This is a genomic window from Providencia sp. PROV223, from assembly GCF_028479245.1.
GTDB classification, from domain to species: Bacteria; Pseudomonadota; Gammaproteobacteria; order Enterobacterales; family Enterobacteriaceae; genus Providencia; species Providencia rettgeri.
On the sequence record NZ_JAMPNG010000014.1, the window covers coordinates 63,916 to 84,008 of the forward strand.

The window sequence follows — 20,093 nt, forward strand, 5'->3', positions numbered from 1 at the left end:
AATAATGTTGTTTTATTTTAATTATTAAAATTATTTTTATTTTCTATAAAAGGTTTCATTTTATGAAACCATAGGATCAAAAATATCACTTTTATTCCTATCAGATACGTATATCTTAAAGTTGTAGTTGTTAATAGATTATTACCAAAGTGGCGCCACAAAATAATAATTAATCCAAATATATATAAATACAAAAGGATTCTAATTTATGGTCACAGATGAATTGTTAACAATAAAATTAGATATGATTACATTTACAGCATTAGGGGCTTTATTATTAATCGCTAGCAATGTAATTATAAAAAAGTTCCCATTTTTTATGAAGTATTCAATTCCTAGCCCTGTTATCGGCGGGTTTATGTTTTCTATTGTAATGTGGTTAGCTTATCAATTTAATATTGTAGAACTTAATTTTGATAACACATTATATGACTTATCGATGTATATATTCTTCGTCACAATTGGTTTAATGACAGGTGTTAAACTATTAGTGAGCGGTGGGAAAATATTACTGATTTATATGGTAATTTGCTGGGGACTGGCATTTATGCAAAATGGCGTCAGCATTGGTTTATCATATGTTTTAGATATTGAGCCATTAGTTGCCATGATGGCAGGCCAAGCCTCGATGCAGGGTGGTCATGGTATGGCGGCATCTTTAGCACCACTGATTGAATCCTTTGGTCATGACCAAGCACTGAATGTTGGGTTAGCGGCTTCAACGTTTGGTTTGATTGCAGGGTCAATTCTAGGGGGACCAGTTGGGAACTGGTTGATCCAAAGAAATAAATTAAAAATTGAAACTGACCATGTTGATTTAGAAAATTTAGCAGAAAGTAACAGCAAAGAAGATAAAATTACAGCCCAACAATGTATTATTACAGGGGCGGTTATTTTAAGCATACTCGCTATCGGAATGCCGACAGCGAAATGGATAAGCACAGCAACAGGCTTTACCATTCCCGGCCATATTTTTAGTTTATTTGTTGGTGTTGTATTTCATTCAATTAATGAAAGAAAGCCGATAATTAAAATATCTCGTAATACAGTGGTGTTAATTTCTACTCTATCACTAGAAATGTTTTTAGTGATGGCAATGATGAAGTTAAAACTTTGGGAATTATATGAGTTAGCCTTGCCACTAACGATTATATTAATATCTCAGGTTATTACAACAATATTAGTTGCTATATTCGTTGTTTACCGTGCATTAGGTAAAAACTATGATGCCGCTGTTATGTCCGCTGGTTTTATTGGACATGGTTTAGGTGCAACACCAAATGGCTTAGTGGTTATGGACGCTATTTGTAATAAATATGGGTTATTCTCACGAAAAGCATTCATTATTATTCCAATTGCTGGAACAGTATTAACGGATATTGTTGGCGTCCCTCTATTTGTATTCCTAGCTAACACATTTGGTGGCTAAGAAATAAAAAATAAAAGAAATAAAACTAAATCTAAGAAGGAATAGTTGGTATGAAAAAATTAACGACACCCCCACATGTTGGCCATAAAACATTTTTATATTCAGAATTAGTGACTGAATTGGCCGGCATTGAAGCGGATATTGCCATACTAGGGATGCCATTTAGTTCTGCTTATAGTGCTCACGCATTTACCAATGACCAATCTCGAGCTCCACAATATTTACGTGATATGAGTGACCGAATTGTTAGGCATCCAGATCATTATGATTTTGATATTGATGGGCCACTATTACAAGGCCGAAAAGATATTAAATTTGTTGACTGTGGTGATGTTATTCCTGATTTATCAAAGCCTTTGGGGGAACATCATCAACGTGCGGCTGAGGCGGTTCGGCAATTACTAAGAGCTAAAGCACTTCCTATTGTTTTAGGGGGCGATCATGGCATCACAACACCTATTTTGCAGGGATTTGATGAAATAGGACCGATTACACTTGTGCATATTGACGCGCATTTAGATTGGCGTGAAGAGGTTAATGGTGTCGATACTGGCCTTTCAAGCCCGATCCGCCGCGCTTCAGAAATGAAACATATCGGTGAAATTTTCCAAATTGGTTTACGTGCGCAAGGTAGTGGGCGCCCAGCGGATTACCAAGCGGCTAAAGACCATGGGGCGCATGTTATTCCAGCCTACGAACTGCATGAGGTTGGGATGCAAGCCATTTTAGACCGGATCCCTGATAATTCGAACTACTATATTAGTATTGATGCAGATGGGATTGACCCAAGTATCATGCCTGGAGTTGATGGCCCAGCTCCTGGTGGGGTGACCTATTTGCAAGCTCGGAGCCTAATTCACGGTTTAGTGAAGAAGGGTCGCGTTGTTGGTATGGATATTGTGGAAATTACCCCAGCCAAAGATATTCCATCTAAGCTAACGGGGGTGACTGCTGGGCGCTTCGTGGTGAATCTTATTGGGGCATCTATCCGAGCGGGTTATTTTGATAAGTAATCGTCAATAAAAAACAGCAGTCTTCAAATGGAGGCTGTTGTTTTTCAGTAGGCTTCAAATTTTTTAGTAGAGAGTTATATTGGGGTTCCTTGATGAAACCGCAGCTGCCATTGGTTTTCTGAATTTTTTAGCCAAATAGATGAACGATGGGTGGGTTTGATTTTTTTACCATAGTGTAATTCAAAACTGGTATAGGTCATTAACACGGTATTATCGCTCAAGAATGAGCAGTGATAATTTTCTGAATAAATAGATGTTTCCATTTCATTTGCTAATGACAAAAGCGTATCTCGCTTATCACTGGTTCCTCCAGAACGAGCAAATTCAAAAAAATCTGCATGCAAAATCTCACGAAGAAAATGGCTATTCTGTCGGTTAGTACTGTTATGTAATTTTTTTTCTAATTCAATCAGTTTATGTATCACTCGCGTTCCTCCAATTTTTGTGCCAGTTTCTCGGCTAGCTGAGTAACAATATCCGAAGTATTTGCGTGGAAATGCATGGCAATTTCCATTTCTTGAGCGGCTGGGAAACCTTCTTCTTCTGTTAAAATTCGATGTTGAGGTAGTTTTGCTCGCAAAGGTAATAAGCTGACCCCTAACCCGTCAGCGATAGCACTTTGAATGCCCGCGAGGCTAGAACAAGTATAAGTTATGTGCCAAGGGCGCTGTTCATTGTCTAATAACTTAAACATATCATTACGATACAGACCATTTTCAGGAAAAACTACCAAGGGTACGGAATCATTATTGAAGTGTTTATATTGGTTGCTAATTAGCCAACATAATGGTTCAGGCCAATGGTAATCGCTTTTAAATTCGCCTTTTTTCTGTTTCACAATAATTAAATCTAACTCACCATGTTGGTAGCGCTGATGAAGCTGGCGGCTTAGGCCACTCGTGACTTCTAGCCGTATATTGGGATTAGCTTGCATAAATGCAGCAAGTGTTGGGGTAACTTGGCCAGAAGCGAGATCTTCTGGAAAACCGAGCCGAATAGTTTGAATTACCGCATTGCCAGTGATTTTCATAAAGAAGGTATCATTAAGTACTAAGATATTTTTTGCATAACTCAACAAAACCTCACCAGTTTCGGTTAAGGTAAGTATACGGTGTCCCCGGATGAATAAAGGCTGGCCGACTAAAGTTTCTAGCCGTTGAATCTGCTGGCTCAATGTTGATTGCGTTGAATTTAAATGCTGTGAAGCCACGGTGAAATTCCCTGTTTCAGCAACAGTGACAAAGGTTTTCAACAAAACAAGATTGAGCAATGGATTCATTTTATAAATACCTATCATTTAGTTATTTAATTTTTAAATAGCATACTTTTTCAGTAGATTAAAGAGTCATCGGGGAGATTAATCATGAAAACATTCTTTTTACGTGCGAAATGGTTGGTTCACTTAGCTAGCATTCTTATGGTTTCATTGGTATTTATGGTGAAAGGTATGGCGAATCCACAACTTGATTCTTTGGTGTCATTGGCGGAACAAGGTAATCTACAAGCTGTTAAGTCCTTGGTTGAGCAAGGCGCGAATATTGAACAGCGCGATTTACGCCAACGTACTGCGTTGATGGCGGCAACCCATGAAAACCGTGTGGATGTGGCGCGCTATTTAATTGAGTGCGGTGCAGATGTGAATGCGAAGGATAACATGCAAGATTCACCGTACCTTTATTCAGGGGCGCGTGGGCTGCAAAATATTTTACTATTAACCCTGAAAAATGGCGCTGACTTGAAAAGCACTAATCGCTACGGGGGAACCGCGCTGATCCCTGCAGCAGAACGCGGACACGTAACGACAGTCAAAACCTTGATTGATGCAGGGGTTGATGTGAATCACGTTAATCGGTTGGGTTGGACTGCACTGATTGAAGCGATTATTTTGGGTGATGGTAGCGATAAGTACGCACAAATTGTCACTGAATTAATTAAAGGCGGCGCAGATGTCAATTTAGCGGATGGCTCGGGGATATCACCGTTGACGTTGGCAAAAAGTAAAGGTTACCGTAATTTGATTGAAATTCTTGAGAATTCAGGAGCGAAATAATGTCGGATACGCAATTTTTGCAACAAGCTATCAACTTAGCAATGGAAAACGTGCAAGCTGGCGGACGACCTTTTGGCGCAATTGTTGTCTGTGATGGGCAAGTCGTTGCAAGTGGCGTCAACCAGATGCTTGAACTCAATGACCCAACTGCCCATGCAGAGCTGATGGCGCTGCGTCAGGCAGGGCAAAAATTAAGCCGCGTGAAATTAGATGACTGTGTGGTTTATGCGAGTGGACAGCCTTGTCCCATGTGCCTTGCTGCCATGCGAATGGCGGGTATCTCTCGGGTCGTTTACGCCTATTCAAACGATGATGCCGCACCTTTTGGGCTTTCTACGGATGCCATTGCCAAAGCGCTGAGAGTCGCGCCTGAACAACAATCAGGTTTACTGTTTGAGCAATTAAAGCCCAACGGTGAAATGCGCAGCACCCTATACCAACAGTGGTGGGAACGGCAATCTAAATGAGTAAAACAGCACCATCTTCGTTGGCGTTGATACTGACCATTGTCTTAGTAGGGTTGAATTTACGGCCCTTTATGACGGGCCCAGGGCCCGTTATCGACAATATCATTCAAACGACAGGGATGAGTTATCAAAGCATTTCGCTTTTAACCTTGTTACCCATGTTGTTGATGGGAGTTGGGGCATTGGTTGTACCGATGTTAAACCAACGTATAGGCGAGCGTGCAGGGATCAGTACTGCAATGCTATTACTGCTAGTCGGTTCACTCGCTCGTTACTTTGTTGTTGATGGTGCGGCTTTATTATTAACGGCTTTTTTATGTGGTGTGGGGGCGGCTTATATTCAGTCGGTATTTCCTGGGCTCATTAAAGCGAATTTCCCCCAAAAAATGGCGATGATGACAGGGTTGTATTCCGCCACGTTAATGGCGGGGGGAGCAATTGGCGCACAGCTCACCCCTTTAGTTGATGAAATGACAGGCCATTGGCAGAGTGCCTTAGCGTGGCTTGCCTTCCCAGCTTTGCTGGCGTTGTTGGCTATTTGGGCGAATGTACATACAGAGCGGAGTTCAAAAGTAGAATCAGTTTCAGTATTGGTGTTCTTACGAAAGCCGAGAGCATGGTTATTGATGGCAGGTTTTGGGCTGATTAATGCGGGTTATGGTACCGTAGTGACTTGGTTGGCACCTTTTTTCCAAGAGCAGGGAATGAGTGCTGCACAAAGTGGCACGTTTGTTGCCATATTAACGGTATTTCAGGCGTTATCTGCGCTAATGATCCCTGTATTTGCTTCGCATAATATTGATCGTCGCTTTTGGTTGATAGTCACGCTCAGTTGCCAAGCACTTGGTTTTTCTGGGCTGATGCTGTTTGCCAGCGATGTGCCACTTTTGTGGGTGGCGCTATTAGGCATGGGGTTAGGCGGCTGCTTTGCACTCAGTATTATTACGGCTTTAGATCACCTTCCTCATCCCGTTAGCGCAGGCGCATTAACGTCGTTGATGCAGGCTGGTGGCTTTATTATTGCTGCATTTGGGCCATTAGTGGCGGCTTGGTTACATCAAGTCAGCCAGAGTTTTACATGGGTATGGGCAATGCATGTGGTCTTTGTATTAGTAACATTGATTCTTTATTTGCGTTTGAACCCTAAAAGCTATAGTCAAATCTTCAATTTAAGATAATTAATCTCCTCTTTTTTATTGCGAATGATAATTATTGTTATCTTGGTGTTTTTTTGCCACTATAACTGTTTATTTATTCGTCTAGGTAAGAGCTCTATGCAGCAGCGTATTGAAGATAAATTCACACAAGCACATTCAGCCCGTGAAGAACAAACTGTTGGTGAATTTATCCGGATCCGCCGCGGTGAGTTTCTGATTAACCGTGATTTAGGTATTGAAGAAGAACAAGCCGCTGGGCTCAAAATTGTGGCTATCCATCAAGGGGCAATGGGTTGCCGTAGTAGTGCGGGACAAAATGTTGAAGTCAATTCACCTTCTTTGATTTTATCGAGCAGCTCGCAAAATTATCTATTGAATAATCAATTTTATGGCCAGCAAACCATGAAATACACCATGATAGATATTTCTCCTGAATGGTTGGAAATGCAACAATTAAGTTTACCAGATACTTGTTATCATCCTCGTTCCCCAAAGCTATTACAGTTGGTTATTCCACCGAGTGTACTGGCGATCACTCATCAGTTATTTGCTTGCCCAACTCATTCGTCATTACGCCAACTCTATTTAAGCGCTAAAGTGTCTGAAATTACGGCACTGTGCTTACATCATTCGCTATCTCATACAAATACGCCTGTTATGAGCGTACTACGCCAGAGAGATATTGATATCTTGCATATGGCAAAAACTATATTGATTCAGGAAATGGAATCCCCACCCAGTTTAGATGAATTGGCTAAACGGTTAGGGGTCAATACCCGTAAACTCACGCAAGGCTTTCGCCAATTATTTGGCAATAGTATTTATGGCTGGTTGCAGGAGACCCGTTTGGAAACAGCTTTCCAGCTATTGAGTATGAATGATGCAAATATCTCAACAGTGGCTTACCAAGTCGGCTATACCCCCGCTCATTTCTCCGTTGCATTTCGCAAACGTTTTGGCATTTCACCTAATCAACTCAAAAAATAACAGTGTGTAGCCGGATAACGATAGACAAATTCCGGCGGTCGAAAGTATCCCATTACATTAATTGTTAAATTGATAACAATTATCATTTAACTTTTTTAGGGTGGGAAATGCTGTCCGTTTATAACATTAAGTCACGCGGAAAATTCCGCTTAACACCTTGTGCCCTTTTGTGTGCAACAGTGAGTTGCTCTGCGATGGTGAATGCAGCACCTATGCAACCGAAACAGGATGTTATACAAGTGACCGCATCTTCAGAGATTGATGATGACTATGTTGCACCGGGGGTGACAACACTCGGAAAAATTGCACTCAAACCACGGGAAGTGGCGCAATCTGTTAGCGTGATTGATAGAGAGCAAATTGAAAAACAAAACCTACAAACGCTTGATGATGTAATGCAACGTGCAACAGGGGTAACCAGTGCGCCCTATGTGAAGTTAACAACGGCTTATTATGTGCGCGGCTTCCAGATTGATTCATTTGAAATTGATGGTGTGCCAGCTCTATTAGGTAACATGGCCAGTTCTCCTCAAGATATGGCGGTATATGAGCGGGTTGAAATTCTTCGCGGGTCGAACGGCCTTTTACATGGTATGGGAAACCCCGCCGCAACCGTCAATATGGTAAGAAAACATGCGCCAAAAGAAAATATGGCCAAGTTGAGCTTAAGTGCGGGAAGTTGGGATCGTTATCGTGGAGAAGTGGACGTTGGGGGCCTACTGAATCAATCAGGTTCAGTGCGTGGGCGGTTTGTCATGGCATGGGAAGATAAAGACTATTTTTATGATATCTCTGACCAACAAACACGGTTGATGTACGGTACTGTTGACATCGATGTTACCCCAGATACTTTACTGCGTATTGGGGCACAATTCCAAACAATTGATTCTGTTACCAATATGGCAGGTGTTCCTTTCGGTAAAGATGGCAGTGATTTACATCTACCACGTAAAACCTATTTAGATGTGGATTGGGACCGCTTCAAGTGGGATACCTCCCGTTCATTTGCGGGTATTGAACATAAAATCAATGATGATTGGCAATATAAGCTTAACGCAGAGTATCAACATGTAAATGCCCGATTATTGTACGCAGGAGCATGGGGAAATATCGACCCTGTAACCGGTGATGGTGCAATGTTAATGGGGGGAGCGTATAAATTCCGTAACGAACAAACCAGCTTAGATACCAGTTTAAACGGTAAGGTAGACGCATGGGGGTTAACCCATGATGTAGTTGTCGGTGCAAGTTACTCACATGCCAGTGAAAAGCAATATAGCGCAGATTTAGACCCCGCCTTAAATGTGCCAGTGAACGTGTATCGTTGGGACCCTCACAGTGTACCAAAACCTAATGTTGGCGTTTATAGTTCCGCAGGGCCAACCAAAACGACGCAAAAGGGTCTATACGGGATGGGACGTATCAAAGTGATCGAACCTGTTACTGTTATTGCGGGGGTGCGTGATAGCTGGTGGGATGTCAAAACACCAACAGCAAACTTCACCGAAAATGGCCGCCTTACTCCCTACGGTGGTGTGATTTGGGATTTTACGCCGCAATGGTCATGGTATAGCAGCTATTCAACAGTCTATCAGCCACAAACAGGAAAAACGTGGAGCGGAAAAATGCTCAAGCCTGTTGAAGGGCAAACGCTTGAAACGGGTGTCAAAGGCGCGCTATTCAATGGCGGATTAAACCTATCAGGTGCTATTTACCAAATTGATATTAAAAATAACCCACAAATTGACCCTGCACACCCAACAGGGGGCTTTAACAATTATTTCATTAGTGGTGGTAAAGTTCGTAGCCAAGGTTTTGAGCTTGAAGGTATTGGCTATCTAACACCTTTCTGGGATGTATCGGTGGGTTATACCTATACGGATACGAAATACCGTGATGACAGTCAGCATCAAGGGGAGTCTTATAACACTTTAACCCCTCGTCATATGCTACGCGTGTGGTCTAACTATGACCTACCTTGGAATGAGCGCAAATGGAGCTTGGGCGGTGGTATGCAAGCGCAAAGCGCCTACAGCACTAGCAATGGTAATGTAACCTTGCGTCAAGGTGGGTATGCCATTTTTAATGCCCGCTTAGGTTACCAAATCGATGAGACATGGACGGCAGCGGTTAATGTTAATAACTTGTTCGACCGTCGTTATTACTCAGGACTCTTCTCTCCACAATGGAATAACCGCTATGGTGATCCACGTAATGTAATGTTTACATTGAAGGCTGATTTTTAATGAAATTAGTCAGTTGCCTAGCAGTTGTTGGCACGTTGTTCGGTGGGATCGTGCTATCAATGTTGATAGCACGTTTTTATCCATCAGCAGATCCGCTCGAACGCGTATATGGTGCAATATTTCTAAGCGTTATCATCACGATGGGATTATTAGTTTATAACTTCAGTGCACTAAATTGGCGAAAATTATTAGTACGTAGCTATAGCTGGTGGCTATTGCCGCTTTTTTTAATGATGGCGGGGTGGGTATGAAGCATAAACAGCCTCTCACTCGTCGTTTAGACCAATTACATCGCAGTGCGGGGGCGCTATTTGGCGTTTTTCTGTTTGTGATCCTATTCACAGGGTGTTGGAGCTTAGGTAGTGATGCATTGCGGTTATGGTGGAACAATGTGCCACTTTCAGGTGAGTTATTACCACTCGAACAGCTTCTTGCGTTGCAACCAAGTGCAACCATGATCCAGCTGCCTGAGCAGCATAATCCTGAGATCACTTTTTGCCAAGGTATGGGAAGATGTGAATTAAGCTATAGCGCGATTAACGGTGAATTGGTTGCCTTAAACAGCCCGACAATGTGGCTAGTAACATTACATAAAAACTTATTTATGGATTTTCCTGGGCGAGTTTTTATCAGTTTATTTGGTTTTGCATTCGCCGTTTTGTTAATCACAGGGCTAGTGATACAACGCCGCAGAATATCCACAATGGTGCGCTTGCCGCGTGTGACACACTTGAGAGTGTTTCTCCATGATTTACATAGCTGGCTTGGCCTATGGTGTTATCCGTGGCTGGTTTTATTTGCGTTTACCGGAGCATTATCAGGCCTAGGGGCGCTAGGAACGGTTTCCCTTGGTGAAAGGGGTGCACCGGATAATCCACAAATTATCATGAAAACCTTGATGGGCGAGTTTAAACCACTGAAAACACCGGTTCCCGTGGCTGAAAGCTCGATTACTGCGGCAATCAGCGCATTACAGCAAACAGTCCCTAGCTTTATCCCTCAAATCTTGTTCAAGCAAGGTGATACGTGGGTGATTGGCGGTGTGCGTAATGGACAGTTATCTACCTCTAACTTTGAACAATATCAATTTGATAGTAAAAAGCGCCAGTTAGTTGCAGTGCGGGATTCTGCACAGCAAGGTATTTGGACACGTGCTTTTATCGCCATCCAACCTTTGCATTATGGGCAATATCAATGGTTACCTAAAATAAGTAATACATTGAGTTATCTGCATTTTATCGCAGGGGTGAGTGGGCTGATATTGGTTTCTGTCGGCCTCGCCATATGGTGTTGGAAAAGAAGTTATAGCCTAGCGGCAAGGTTCATTGTGGGCAGTTGTGGTGGATTGCTGTTGTCCGCATGCGCACTATTAGCGCTAATACCATGGTTCACTGCTTTGCTACCAATGCACTTTTTTATGGGCTGGGGGATAGCCTGTATAGCGAGTTTACTCTGCAAAAATGCACAGTTGAGCTTGCAGGCATGCCTTTTATTCTCCGCTGTTTTGTTGCTATTCGCATTTATAGCCTCCTATCTGTTTAGTTCGTTGCCTTTTTCTCGTATCAATCTCGTTTTGTTATGTGGCGGAATAGGGCTTTTATGTATTTTATTCGGTTGTCGAAAATTGTCAGGCACAGCAAAACGTGCGCGGAGTGAGTATGAAAGATCTATTACAAAATAAACAGTTAGTGGTGACGTTGGGGTTACTTTATCTTGCGCAAGGGATACCGATGGGGATAGCAATGGATGCATTACCTACTTTTTTACGCCATGACGGAGGCGAACTGAAAGCATTAGCTTTTTTGCCATTAGTCGGTTTGCCATGGGTGGTGAAATTTTTATGGGCTTCGTTTGTTGATAACCATTGGGGGAATCGTTTAGGTCGCCGTAAAAGTTGGATTATTCCAATGCAAATTATTGTCACGATAACGATGTTCGCACTAAGCACCATCGGGTTATCGGTTGAGAATGCTTTACCCTGCATTGTATTGTTGTTTGCCGCTTCCCTTGCCAGTGCTACCCAAGATATTGCAACAGATGGTATGGCTGCGGAGCAGGTCAGTGGCACAATGTTATCAAAGATCAATGCGTTACAGATAGCAGGGGTGATGGCGGGCTTTTTTATTGGTGGCGCAGGGTTGATGATCATGAGTGAAAGTTTAGGCCAACACCTTGCTTTGGGGGTTTTAGCCTGCGTGCCGTTACTCAGTTTATTGTTTATTAGTGTCTGTCCATTAAAAACGCCATCAATAACACAGGATATGAACGAAAAAGCGAGCCTATTAAAAACGGTAAAACGTCGTGGTGCTCCGCGTTTATTGTTATTAACTTTGCTTTCTGCGGTGACGGCTGTTTCCGGTTTTGGTTTAGCCAAACTATTCCTAAATGATGCGGGTTGGTCATTAGCGCAAATTGGTAAAATGGGCATGGCAGGGGGGATAGTCACACTAGTACTGGGCTGTGGTGGTGGGGCGTGGTTAATCGGTAAAACCGGTGTGTGGCGCGCTTTCTCATTTGGTCTGTTATTTGCTTTGTTATCTTCATTGTTATGGCTGTTGCAATCGGCTAATGGTGTTTCTATTTCTTTAGTTGCACTGTGTATTACATTTGGTTCGTTATCTGCGGGGATTACATCAGTCGCGATAATGACGGCCGGGATGCAATTTGCATCGCGCTATCAGCAAGCAGGTACTGATATGACAGCAGTACAAAGTACCCGTGATATTGGTGAATTAGCCAGTTCAATGATGCTTGTAGGTTTAACCGCAGCGGTAGGCTATTCCGGTGGGTTTATATTAGGGGCGTTAATTGCCTTTATTGCGCTGTTAGTGACATTTTCGCACTACCGCTATATGCAGCGATTAGAAACAGAGCGAGTTTAAGATAAATAGATCCGGTGCTATTTTTTACGTTTCTTATTTTGTTTTTTGACTTCTTTATTCGCTTTCTTTGCAATGGAATTGAAGTAGATATCTAAATAGTGTCGGTTGCTTAAAAATGAAATTAAGCAACTGGCAACGATCACCAACCAGACAAGTTGCAACTTAATTGAATTTTCAATACTAAAAAGCAGTAACAGTGGGATCATGACCATCATGCTAATGAAAACGGAACAAAATAAAGCACCTGCAATGTAGAGCGAGTACTTTTTTAACCCGAATATATTGAGGATGATAAGGACGGCAACCGTTAAAAGTAGTGTACCGAATGTCGCAAACATAATGATAAGCCCTGCCTCTTGCTCAATGAGCCAATCGGTGAAACCAAACCAAGAGAAAGGGATACTTATCATTATAAACGCTCCTGTTTGCCATATACTCGTCATACTTCAAGTTGCAAGGGTGTTGACTACACTCAGCTAGCCGAATCACATACTTGTGTATGCTCATCGGCCTATCTTCCTTTGTCGCCTACCTGCAACTCGAATTATTTAGAGTAGAGTAGGGGGATATCTTTAAAACGAAATAATCTGGCAAAAATCAGATTGGGGAAAACATGAATATCTGTATTGTAGAGTGTGACGGTTTGGTTGAAAAATTCACGTCGGTCTGCAATTTGGTCTTCAATATGTTTTACTTGGGTTTGTAATTCCCTTAGGACTGCTTTACTAATTAGTGTTGGGTAGTTTTCTGCAACCGCGAGCAGTGGCTTTATTTTCGCTGTCAGTTGATTCGCAATATCGACTTTGGTTTCGATCGCGCTGCTGGATAAATAGCGCTGGCGGCTGGCAATCAATTCACTAAACAGCTGCTTTTCATGTGCCATCGCTTTATCTGCAACGTGAGTTAATACCGGCACTAATTCAATTTGCTTCTTTAGCAATACATCAATATTAGCAAACGCTTTATGGCAATTGTTTTTTAAAAATACAATATTATTATAAATATTAATAAGATAGCGTATAAAAATATAGCTAATAACCGCAATGATGATGAAAAAAATAAGCTTTTCCATGTTAGTCATTACCATCAAATAATGCGATCTGGTCGAAATGCATATTTAGCTGCCCGTTTTGATAATCCATTGGCGTAACTAAAATCACACCAATCAGAAAAAGTGCAATCATGGCGGTAATAGCTAAATTTCGACGTAATGGACCTGTTTTGTTCCAACGAACGACATAGTCCGAGGGGGAGACGCCTAATAGCATATGAGGTGCTTTACGTATAATAACCGATTCGCCTTTTTCGTTAGCGTCTGCTGTACCAATTAATAAATAACTGCGGTTTGCTTCAAGTAAATACTCTGTGTAACGGCGATTACCGCTTTCAACATCCATATGCGGCTCTAAGCCCGGGTAAACGAAATAATCAGGGTCACATTCTACCTTAACAGAGCCCGTATCATCCGTTAGGGTAAAGCTGTGCATGTTGCACTTACTACTTTGTAAGGTATAGCTTTTTTTACCGTCTTTATCTTTTGATATGGAATATTCAAAATAAAAGGAGCCATAGCAGGTTTTATTACCTAGCTGGCTTTTAATGGACGTGCCCGCCGTGATTTTCCCTTCAACTTCCACAAGTCCCATCGCCATTGAGCGTATTTTAGAGGTGGCTAGGTTTTTCTGAAATTTTAAGAAGCGCTTGGTTGGTGTATTTTCAATTGCTTTAAATACGAAGGCTAAGACAAATGCGATAAAAAATACGCGTATGTCGATAAAGAACCCAGCAAATAGGCAAGTGGCGATCAGCATTCCCACAAGGACTCTAAGAAACGCACTAAACTTTGATGAGCCTTCATTTTGTAAGCGCTGATAACGTTGGTAGGCTACTTTGCTAGAATTGACGACACTACGAGTAATAAAAAAGGTGATGACCAGTACAACGACATAATAAATGATACTGACATAATCACGGGTAGAAGGTGAGAGTGAGTACCACATACCACAAGCAACACCGACGAAAGGAATGATCCCCCAGTTTACTTTTTTATTTACCGAGAATTTATTATCAATAAATAAAATTAAGGCACCAATGGCGGCTCCGAGTAAAAAATACATATTCACGCATTAATACCTTTAGGCTTACATTATTTAAACTGGACGCCTTGATATTTTTTTTCATCTTCAGAAATATCAAGTAATGGCAGTGCTGAAAAACGAAAGGCATTGGCAATTAAGCTATCAGGGAACATTTGTATTGCAGTATTATACTCTGTTGTTGCGTCGTTAAAGCCTTCACGTCGTTGGGCTATTTTATTTTCAACATCACTTAAAGCGATTTGTAATTGGGTGAATTGCTCACCAGAAATGAGGGTGGGGTAATTTTCCGCAATGGCTACAAGGTTACCCAGTGCACGGTTCATTTCATTCGATGCTGCGATTTTTTCATTCATATTTTGGGCATTGAAATAGCGTTGGCGTGCATCACTTAATGAGGTAAATAACGTTTGTTCATGTTCAATCGCTTTTTCCGTAATAGTGACTAGCTGAGGAATCTGATCTGCTCTTTGCTTTAAAATAACATCAATATTGGCAAATTGATTGCTGACTTGATTACGGGTATTGACCAGGCGGTTATAGATAGAGATCCCCCAACCTATGGCCAATAAGAGTAAAACAAATACAACGATAAGTGTGATGGTCATATTGGTACCTTTTAACCCATGATCAGTGATTTGAGTTAAAAATATAAGAGCCTTATCGCTTATGCAATCAGAAAAGAATGAAAGTGAGGTTAGAATAAAGAAAATCTGATCTTGCTTTATGACAAAATCAGATTTTACTGTTTAAACAGTGCTTAAAGATTTATATCGACAAGGGAATGGTTCTCATAGATATTCTGTTCAAGAAAATAATCTAGGTCACACTGCAGTACATTAGCAAATATACATAGTCGATGAATCGTAAAATTCTGCGTACCGCGTTCATAACGGGAAATTTGTTGTTGGCTTAATCCCGACTTTTTCCCTAAAGTGTGTGCTGTCCAGCCCATTTGCAAGCGGCGCTTACGAAGTTGTAGTCCTATATAGGTGTTTGAAATTTCAGTTTGATATATTCTCATAATACTGTCCTGATTAATATAACACTACTTGAGTGAAAATTAGGTTTATTTATGTTTTTTTATACGTTATTTTTTTCTAAGCTAATTGAACTCGATACTCGAATTGCTATGCTTTCGTTATGATAACTACCCTGTGCATAAAAAGATTTCTCTCCATTAAATAGAAATAGCCCAATAATAAATACACCCAATCCAATAATAAATATAATAAAGCTGAATAAATAAGATAGTTGCTTGTTAATATAAAATAGGGATTGTTCTTCTAATGCGAAAGCGGCATCTGAGAATGATAGAAATAATATGACGATCCCCCAGTGTAATACAGAAAGTAAAAAAGGGTATTCAACATGATTATGTATAATAATAGGGGTTATTGATAGAATGATTGCCAATGGGTAACCATTTCCGTTAATTTTATATTTTATAAAAGATTGAAATACGACATAGATACCTCCGGTTAATAATAAAGATAAAAAAATCAAATTAGTGAACCCTCCAGTCATCAGCCAGAGTAATATTTCATTATGTGGATGAGGAACAATATACATTTTAGGGCTGAAAAAAGGAATTGCTGTTCTTTCATAACTGTTTTCAAATAAAAAAGACTGCTCCCATGCATCATAAGGTTTCTCTAAGAATAAAGTAATAGAAAAACGCAACATTTGTTTTAAATGGAATTGGTTCATAATTTCAGTTGCAATATACTGAGGGCATAGCCTTATTAGATAAATTCCAATAAAAATTGCTACAGCAATAATAAAATAACTAGCGCTAACACGTAGAGGGTTTTTCTTGTAAAAAAGGCAAATAAAAATAAATGCACAAACAGTAAAGCTTAGCCAAGCAATAACAGACTGCAGAACAACTAAAGTTAATGTGAAAAATAAAATACAAGTTCCAAGTAATACAACCCTAATTTTTTCATAACGCTCAGATAACAACGAAAATTGTGATAACACAAGAGTCATTAGAGATAATAAGCATGCAGCCGCCATGTTAACTGATAATATATTGACTTGTTGTGATAATCCATTTGACCTCATACCAGATGCAAGATAAAAAATATCGGCTTCAAATATATATTGATATGCAGTGATAAAGGCTTGAGCTACACTAATAGTGATATAACAGTAAATACAAAATGATTGTATTAACCATTTTTTTCTCACTTGTAACCCTGCAATATAGAGTAATACGCCAACAGTAATACCAGAACAATACCAAAAATCAATACTATTATTTTCTCCCTGATAAGATATTAATCCCATCATTAGAATGGCTAAAGAGAAACAGTAGCAAATAGCAGGTAATGTAATGATTATTTTAATTTTCCGATAGAAAACAGTAAATGCAATAATAGATATTGTCAAGGAAATAGATAACCAACTAATAATGTTTTGTGGTAATGATTGTCTTAGGCTTCCTAGGCTATCGATATAAATAAGACTAGCAAGGTGCCAAACAATAAAGATACCAATAAATAGTGCGCGGGATATTATTATCATAGTACACTTACCGCTAAATTAAATAAATGTGGCGATTAACCAAGCATTACCTTTGTAGTCTCCTGGTTCGGCGTTATAACCAGAAACTTTACTTTCAATCATAATGTTTTTTACTTTATCAATTGTTGTTTCAAATGTTTTTCCACTTTGATTATTTTGTTCATCATAAATTGTAAGCTCAGAATAAATAGTGTTATTTCCTGATTTTAAAGGGAGTCTTTTTTGTGGATCGCTATCTGTGGCATAGTCTAAAGTTAATTTTACTTTAACTGGCTGCACTCTATCGCATGTATAGGTAACAGTACGAGTTTCTTTACTATTAAATTCATAAGCATCCAGTGTTTTATGATCAATATTTAAATTATCAATATTGGAACGGCAATTTGACGGATAATTGATAACTGATGTAGCAAGGTCTAATTTAACGGTGGCTTTATCAATAGGTACATAAATATCTGGTGTTCCATAGTCTTGGAATAATCGTGTATAACCTGCGATCATTGCGTTTGGAATAACAATTTTTCCATCAACAGGAATATCTTTGACATAAACTCTAACGGTAAAAGGAAAATGAACAGTAAAAAATGATGTTGCTAATGGCCCCATTTCTTCATTAGAACATCCTCTCCCTGAAATATTTCGCCAGCCACTGGTTATTCCATTCTCAGAATAAAGAGTAAAAAATGTATTGTTGTTTATTTTATATGCGGTCAGCCCACCAATAGTAAAGCCTGCCTCTGGCATATAGGCAAAGACACGGTGGTAGGCGTAGCTCCAAGGAAGACCAGCGGAATAATTACCTTGTAAGAAATTCACAGTACAATATACAGAGCCATAAGGCTGAGATGTACTTTCATTAATAACAATACCGGAGCTATTTGCTGGAGCGATTAAAAAATATTTATTGTTATCACTTCCAATTGCTGGGGTGTTAGAAACAACGGAGTTGTTAGATACTAAGCTCATTTTATAACCACCACCACTTCCTGAATAGCGGGTCGCACTATAGGAATTTAAGCTAATTAAGAGTAGTAACAAAAGTAATGGTGAATATATTTTTATATTTTTCATAAAGACTTCCCAATATTACAGATAATCAACCATCACTGATAAAGCGGCACTAAATGGCCCTGCAGTGAGATTTTCAATAGCTTGATTAGTGACTAATTGTGATTGAATAACAACTTTCCCTGTATCACCACTTACGGATGGAGCAATCCTTTCCCATTTATTAAGGTTGAGTGCATTACTTTTATTTTCTTCTGAAAAACGAATACCCAATCCATTAATAGAGGTCGCAAGCACGGTTTCATTGTTTATTGTTAAAGTACTTCCTTCTCTAGGAGATAGGTAAACTTGTAAATTTTTTCGAAGTTCACATTGTTTAATGAGAATACCAAAGGACTGTTTTTCTTCAGTTAGTCTGTCTAGCGCCACCTCTCGAAAATTAATGACTAATTCTTTTTCGCCATTTTCTGCTGTAAGTACACATGGCGGTCTAACCAATTTAGCAGAAAGAGAAATTAGCACATCCGCTTGAGTACCTAAGGAAACTAATAAGCTAATTAAAGGGAATGAAAAACAAATGAATTTCATTTCAATTCTCCTTATTGATAATCAAGGTTAAAAGTAACAGTTGAGGAAAACCCCCCTGTTTTTAAACGAGTACTAAAGGGTTTTTGAGCATAAACACCAAATAAAAGTGTATTAACAGATCCTTTACCTGATTCAGTAACTGTGCTGACATCAATTGTTGTATTAAGCTCCAGTTCTTTACCACGACTATCAGTCAGAGCTAATAAAACATTAGATTCACCTGTGGTTTTTAAATAATTAATACCATTATGTGTTTCAATATTTTGGGTATTTAACGTTATTTTGATCGTTTTATTCAAAGCCATTGCAGAACAGTCCATGATATCCAACTTAAATGGCTGCATATCTGAACGTCCTAATGTTTCGATTGAAGAAAAACGTAGCCCAGAAAGATATATTTTTTTTTGTGTATCATCATCACTCAGCCGACAACCAAGAGGCACTAGCACACCCTCAAAGTAAACGGTTAGGCTATTGGCAAAGCTGGTATTCCATGTTAGGAATAAAAGGCTAAATAATAATGTTGAGTATCTAGTCATAATTTATTTCCACACGTTGCATCTTATTACTAGCAGGAATAGAGAATAAAATGGTGTTATTGCGTCGTGGTTGTGTTAGCACGTATTGGTTATTGCCTAATTTCAGTGTAAACGGCGCCCAAGCTTGCTTTTGTATTGGTTTGCTACAATGAGAAAAATGCATTTCCACGCTATAGGTTGCTGCAATTAAAGTACTTTCATTTAATTTTAATGAGATATCAGGTAGACAAGGAGCAGTAACAATACGCGCATTGATATATATTGTACCTGTTGTCACAGGCACAGCAGATTCAGCAAAAATAGGTATAGCAAAAGCCCATAGTGCTAGGTAATTCAATTTCATTGTTCTGCTCCTATCTATTTTTTACTCATTATTCCGTCACACTGCACTTTGAAGCTTGGCATTTGAAAGCAAGTGAAGGCTTTCCACCATAATCATTGATATATGTCAGGTAAGGTGTTGAAAATTTGGAGGATTTAATCATTTGATTAGATTTTGGCGGTACCATAACCGCGTCAAAATCACTTTCTTCAGATTGTTTTTGGCTGTTCCCTAAACCAATTACAGTTAAATAAAATGGTGTTGGATTATTTAACGTATAGCCCGATGATGTTGTTGTTAATGTTATATGTTTCGTCCAATCTGTTTTGCTTTGTGCAACAATGTTTTCAGGGCGATAAAATAGTTTTACACGGCTTTGTAATGCAATTTGCAACACACCCGCTTCTGATGATTTAGGCGGGATTTCACGCAGGTTGTAATAAAACAGGGATTCCCTGTCTTGCGGTAACTTTGCAATGTCAGGTGCGGTGCTTAGGCGAACTAGGCTAGTTGATTTGGGCTCCATGCGCTGAATCGGCGGAGTGGCAATAATAGGGCCGGTTTCCAATTTTTGTTCTAATGCATTTTCCAACCACGACTGGGCTAAATAAGGTAGCTCCGGGTTATCATTACGGATCGTAATATTAATAGACGATTGATTTCCATCGAAAATTATACGAGTGCGATCAAGTGTAACCGCAGCATTCGTAACTGAAATTACACTCATAGTCAGCGTGAATACGCTAGTAAGTAATAAAAAAGGGGAATTCAATTTCATCT

23 protein-coding genes are annotated in these 20,093 nt (G+C 39.8%); 10 read left to right on the plus strand and 13 right to left on the minus strand.

The genetic code is table 11. The annotated features are described in order from the left end of the window. Nucleotides 1-208 precede the first annotated feature (208 nt). Both PR767_RS15465 and PR767_RS15470 read left to right on the plus strand, forming a co-directional pair. Complete coding sequence (locus tag PR767_RS15465; RefSeq protein ID WP_004914405.1) at nucleotides 209-1,429, plus strand: sodium/glutamate symporter; 1,221 nt, start codon at nucleotides 209-211, stop codon at nucleotides 1,427-1,429. Nucleotides 1,430-1,479: 50 nt separating this feature from the next. Continuing rightward, nucleotides 1,480-2,442 (plus strand): agmatinase, encoded by a 963-nt coding sequence (locus PR767_RS15470; protein ID WP_272520574.1) that lies wholly within the window; start codon nucleotides 1,480-1,482, stop codon nucleotides 2,440-2,442. 74 nt (nucleotides 2,443-2,516) lie between these two features. Here the strand turns inward: PR767_RS15470 and PR767_RS15475 are convergent, their stop codons facing one another. Then, a complete protein-coding gene (locus PR767_RS15475) occupies nucleotides 2,517-2,867 on the minus strand; it encodes a nuclear transport factor 2 family protein (RefSeq protein WP_109911913.1) in 351 nt (116 codons plus the stop codon). After that, the gene (locus PR767_RS15480) at nucleotides 2,864-3,721 is read right to left on the minus strand and encodes a LysR substrate-binding domain-containing protein (RefSeq protein ID WP_164528454.1); all 858 of its coding nucleotides are present in this window, start codon (nucleotides 3,719-3,721) and stop codon (nucleotides 2,864-2,866) included. The genes PR767_RS15475 and PR767_RS15480 overlap by 4 nt, the downstream gene beginning before the upstream one ends. Before the next feature lie 84 nt (nucleotides 3,722-3,805). Between PR767_RS15480 and PR767_RS15485 the strand changes: the two genes are divergently transcribed. The 8 genes from PR767_RS15485 to PR767_RS15520 all read left to right on the plus strand — a co-directional run bounded on the left by PR767_RS15485 (nucleotide 3,806) and on the right by PR767_RS15520 (nucleotide 12,231). Further along, on the plus strand, nucleotides 3,806-4,492 hold the full coding sequence (locus tag PR767_RS15485; protein WP_272520575.1) for an ankyrin repeat domain-containing protein: 687 nt from the start codon (nucleotides 3,806-3,808) through the stop codon (nucleotides 4,490-4,492). Then, entirely contained in the window at nucleotides 4,492-4,959 is a 468-nt protein-coding gene (locus PR767_RS15490) for a nucleoside deaminase (protein WP_109911916.1), read from the plus strand. Before PR767_RS15485 ends, PR767_RS15490 begins: the two co-directional genes overlap by 1 nt. Further along, nucleotides 4,956-6,137, plus strand: a complete 1,182-nt coding sequence (locus PR767_RS15495) for a cyanate transporter (RefSeq protein ID WP_109911917.1) — start codon at nucleotides 4,956-4,958, stop codon at nucleotides 6,135-6,137. The genes PR767_RS15490 and PR767_RS15495 overlap by 4 nt, the downstream gene beginning before the upstream one ends. Nucleotides 6,138-6,233: 96 nt before the next feature. Then, entirely contained in the window at nucleotides 6,234-7,103 is an 870-nt protein-coding gene (locus PR767_RS15500) for a helix-turn-helix transcriptional regulator (RefSeq protein ID WP_109911918.1), read from the plus strand. A 107-nt stretch (nucleotides 7,104-7,210) separates the two neighbouring features. Then, entirely contained in the window at nucleotides 7,211-9,349 is a 2,139-nt protein-coding gene (locus PR767_RS15505) for a TonB-dependent siderophore receptor (RefSeq protein WP_272520576.1), read from the plus strand. After that, complete coding sequence (locus PR767_RS15510; protein WP_210782783.1) at nucleotides 9,349-9,600, plus strand: hypothetical protein; 252 nt, start codon at nucleotides 9,349-9,351, stop codon at nucleotides 9,598-9,600. The genes PR767_RS15505 and PR767_RS15510 overlap by 1 nt, the downstream gene beginning before the upstream one ends. Beyond that, nucleotides 9,597-11,030: a PepSY-associated TM helix domain-containing protein gene (locus PR767_RS15515; RefSeq protein ID WP_272520577.1), complete on the plus strand. Its 1,434-nt coding sequence runs from the start codon at nucleotides 9,597-9,599 to the stop codon at nucleotides 11,028-11,030. Before PR767_RS15510 ends, PR767_RS15515 begins: the two co-directional genes overlap by 4 nt. Beyond that, on the plus strand, nucleotides 11,008-12,231 hold the full coding sequence (locus PR767_RS15520) for a RhtX/FptX family siderophore transporter (RefSeq protein ID WP_272520578.1): 1,224 nt from the start codon (nucleotides 11,008-11,010) through the stop codon (nucleotides 12,229-12,231). The genes PR767_RS15515 and PR767_RS15520 overlap by 23 nt, the downstream gene beginning before the upstream one ends. Nucleotides 12,232-12,248: 17 nt before the next feature. Here PR767_RS15520 and PR767_RS15525 read toward each other — a convergent pair whose 3' ends face one another. The 11 genes from PR767_RS15525 to PR767_RS15575 form a co-directional block, all read right to left on the minus strand. Then, nucleotides 12,249-12,641 carry a hypothetical protein gene (locus PR767_RS15525; protein ID WP_109911923.1) on the minus strand — a complete coding sequence of 131 codons (393 nt, stop codon included), beginning with the start codon at nucleotides 12,639-12,641 and terminating at the stop codon, nucleotides 12,249-12,251. 134 nt (nucleotides 12,642-12,775) lie between these two features. After that, the gene (locus PR767_RS15530) at nucleotides 12,776-13,303 is read right to left on the minus strand and encodes a LemA family protein (RefSeq protein WP_110732251.1); all 528 of its coding nucleotides are present in this window, start codon (nucleotides 13,301-13,303) and stop codon (nucleotides 12,776-12,778) included. 1 nt (nucleotide 13,304) lies between these two features. Beyond that, nucleotides 13,305-14,348 (minus strand): hypothetical protein, encoded by a 1,044-nt coding sequence (locus tag PR767_RS15535; RefSeq protein ID WP_181937081.1) that lies wholly within the window; start codon nucleotides 14,346-14,348, stop codon nucleotides 13,305-13,307. A gap of 29 nt (nucleotides 14,349-14,377) precedes the next feature. Next, a complete protein-coding gene (locus tag PR767_RS15540; RefSeq protein WP_109911925.1) occupies nucleotides 14,378-14,935 on the minus strand; it encodes a LemA family protein in 558 nt (185 codons plus the stop codon). Nucleotides 14,936-15,087: 152 nt separating this feature from the next. Continuing rightward, entirely contained in the window at nucleotides 15,088-15,351 is a 264-nt protein-coding gene (locus PR767_RS15545) for a helix-turn-helix domain-containing protein (RefSeq protein WP_109911926.1), read from the minus strand. A 59-nt stretch (nucleotides 15,352-15,410) separates the two neighbouring features. Next, the gene (locus PR767_RS15550; protein ID WP_226538033.1) at nucleotides 15,411-16,856 is read right to left on the minus strand and encodes an O-antigen ligase domain-containing protein; all 1,446 of its coding nucleotides are present in this window, start codon (nucleotides 16,854-16,856) and stop codon (nucleotides 15,411-15,413) included. 18 nt (nucleotides 16,857-16,874) lie between these two features. Then, a complete protein-coding gene (locus tag PR767_RS15555) occupies nucleotides 16,875-17,927 on the minus strand; it encodes an adhesin (RefSeq protein WP_272520579.1) in 1,053 nt (350 codons plus the stop codon). A gap of 15 nt (nucleotides 17,928-17,942) precedes the next feature. After that, the gene (locus PR767_RS15560; RefSeq protein ID WP_004905345.1) at nucleotides 17,943-18,452 is read right to left on the minus strand and encodes a fimbrial protein; all 510 of its coding nucleotides are present in this window, start codon (nucleotides 18,450-18,452) and stop codon (nucleotides 17,943-17,945) included. 11 nt (nucleotides 18,453-18,463) lie between these two features. Continuing rightward, nucleotides 18,464-18,991 (minus strand): fimbrial protein, encoded by a 528-nt coding sequence (locus PR767_RS15565; RefSeq protein WP_102139511.1) that lies wholly within the window; start codon nucleotides 18,989-18,991, stop codon nucleotides 18,464-18,466. Further along, a complete protein-coding gene (locus PR767_RS15570) occupies nucleotides 18,984-19,334 on the minus strand; it encodes a hypothetical protein (RefSeq protein ID WP_102139510.1) in 351 nt (116 codons plus the stop codon). Before PR767_RS15570 ends, PR767_RS15565 begins: the two co-directional genes overlap by 8 nt. Nucleotides 19,335-19,362: 28 nt before the next feature. After that, on the minus strand, nucleotides 19,363-20,091 hold the full coding sequence (locus tag PR767_RS15575; protein WP_109911929.1) for a fimbria/pilus periplasmic chaperone: 729 nt from the start codon (nucleotides 20,089-20,091) through the stop codon (nucleotides 19,363-19,365). Nucleotides 20,092-20,093 lie beyond the last annotated feature (2 nt).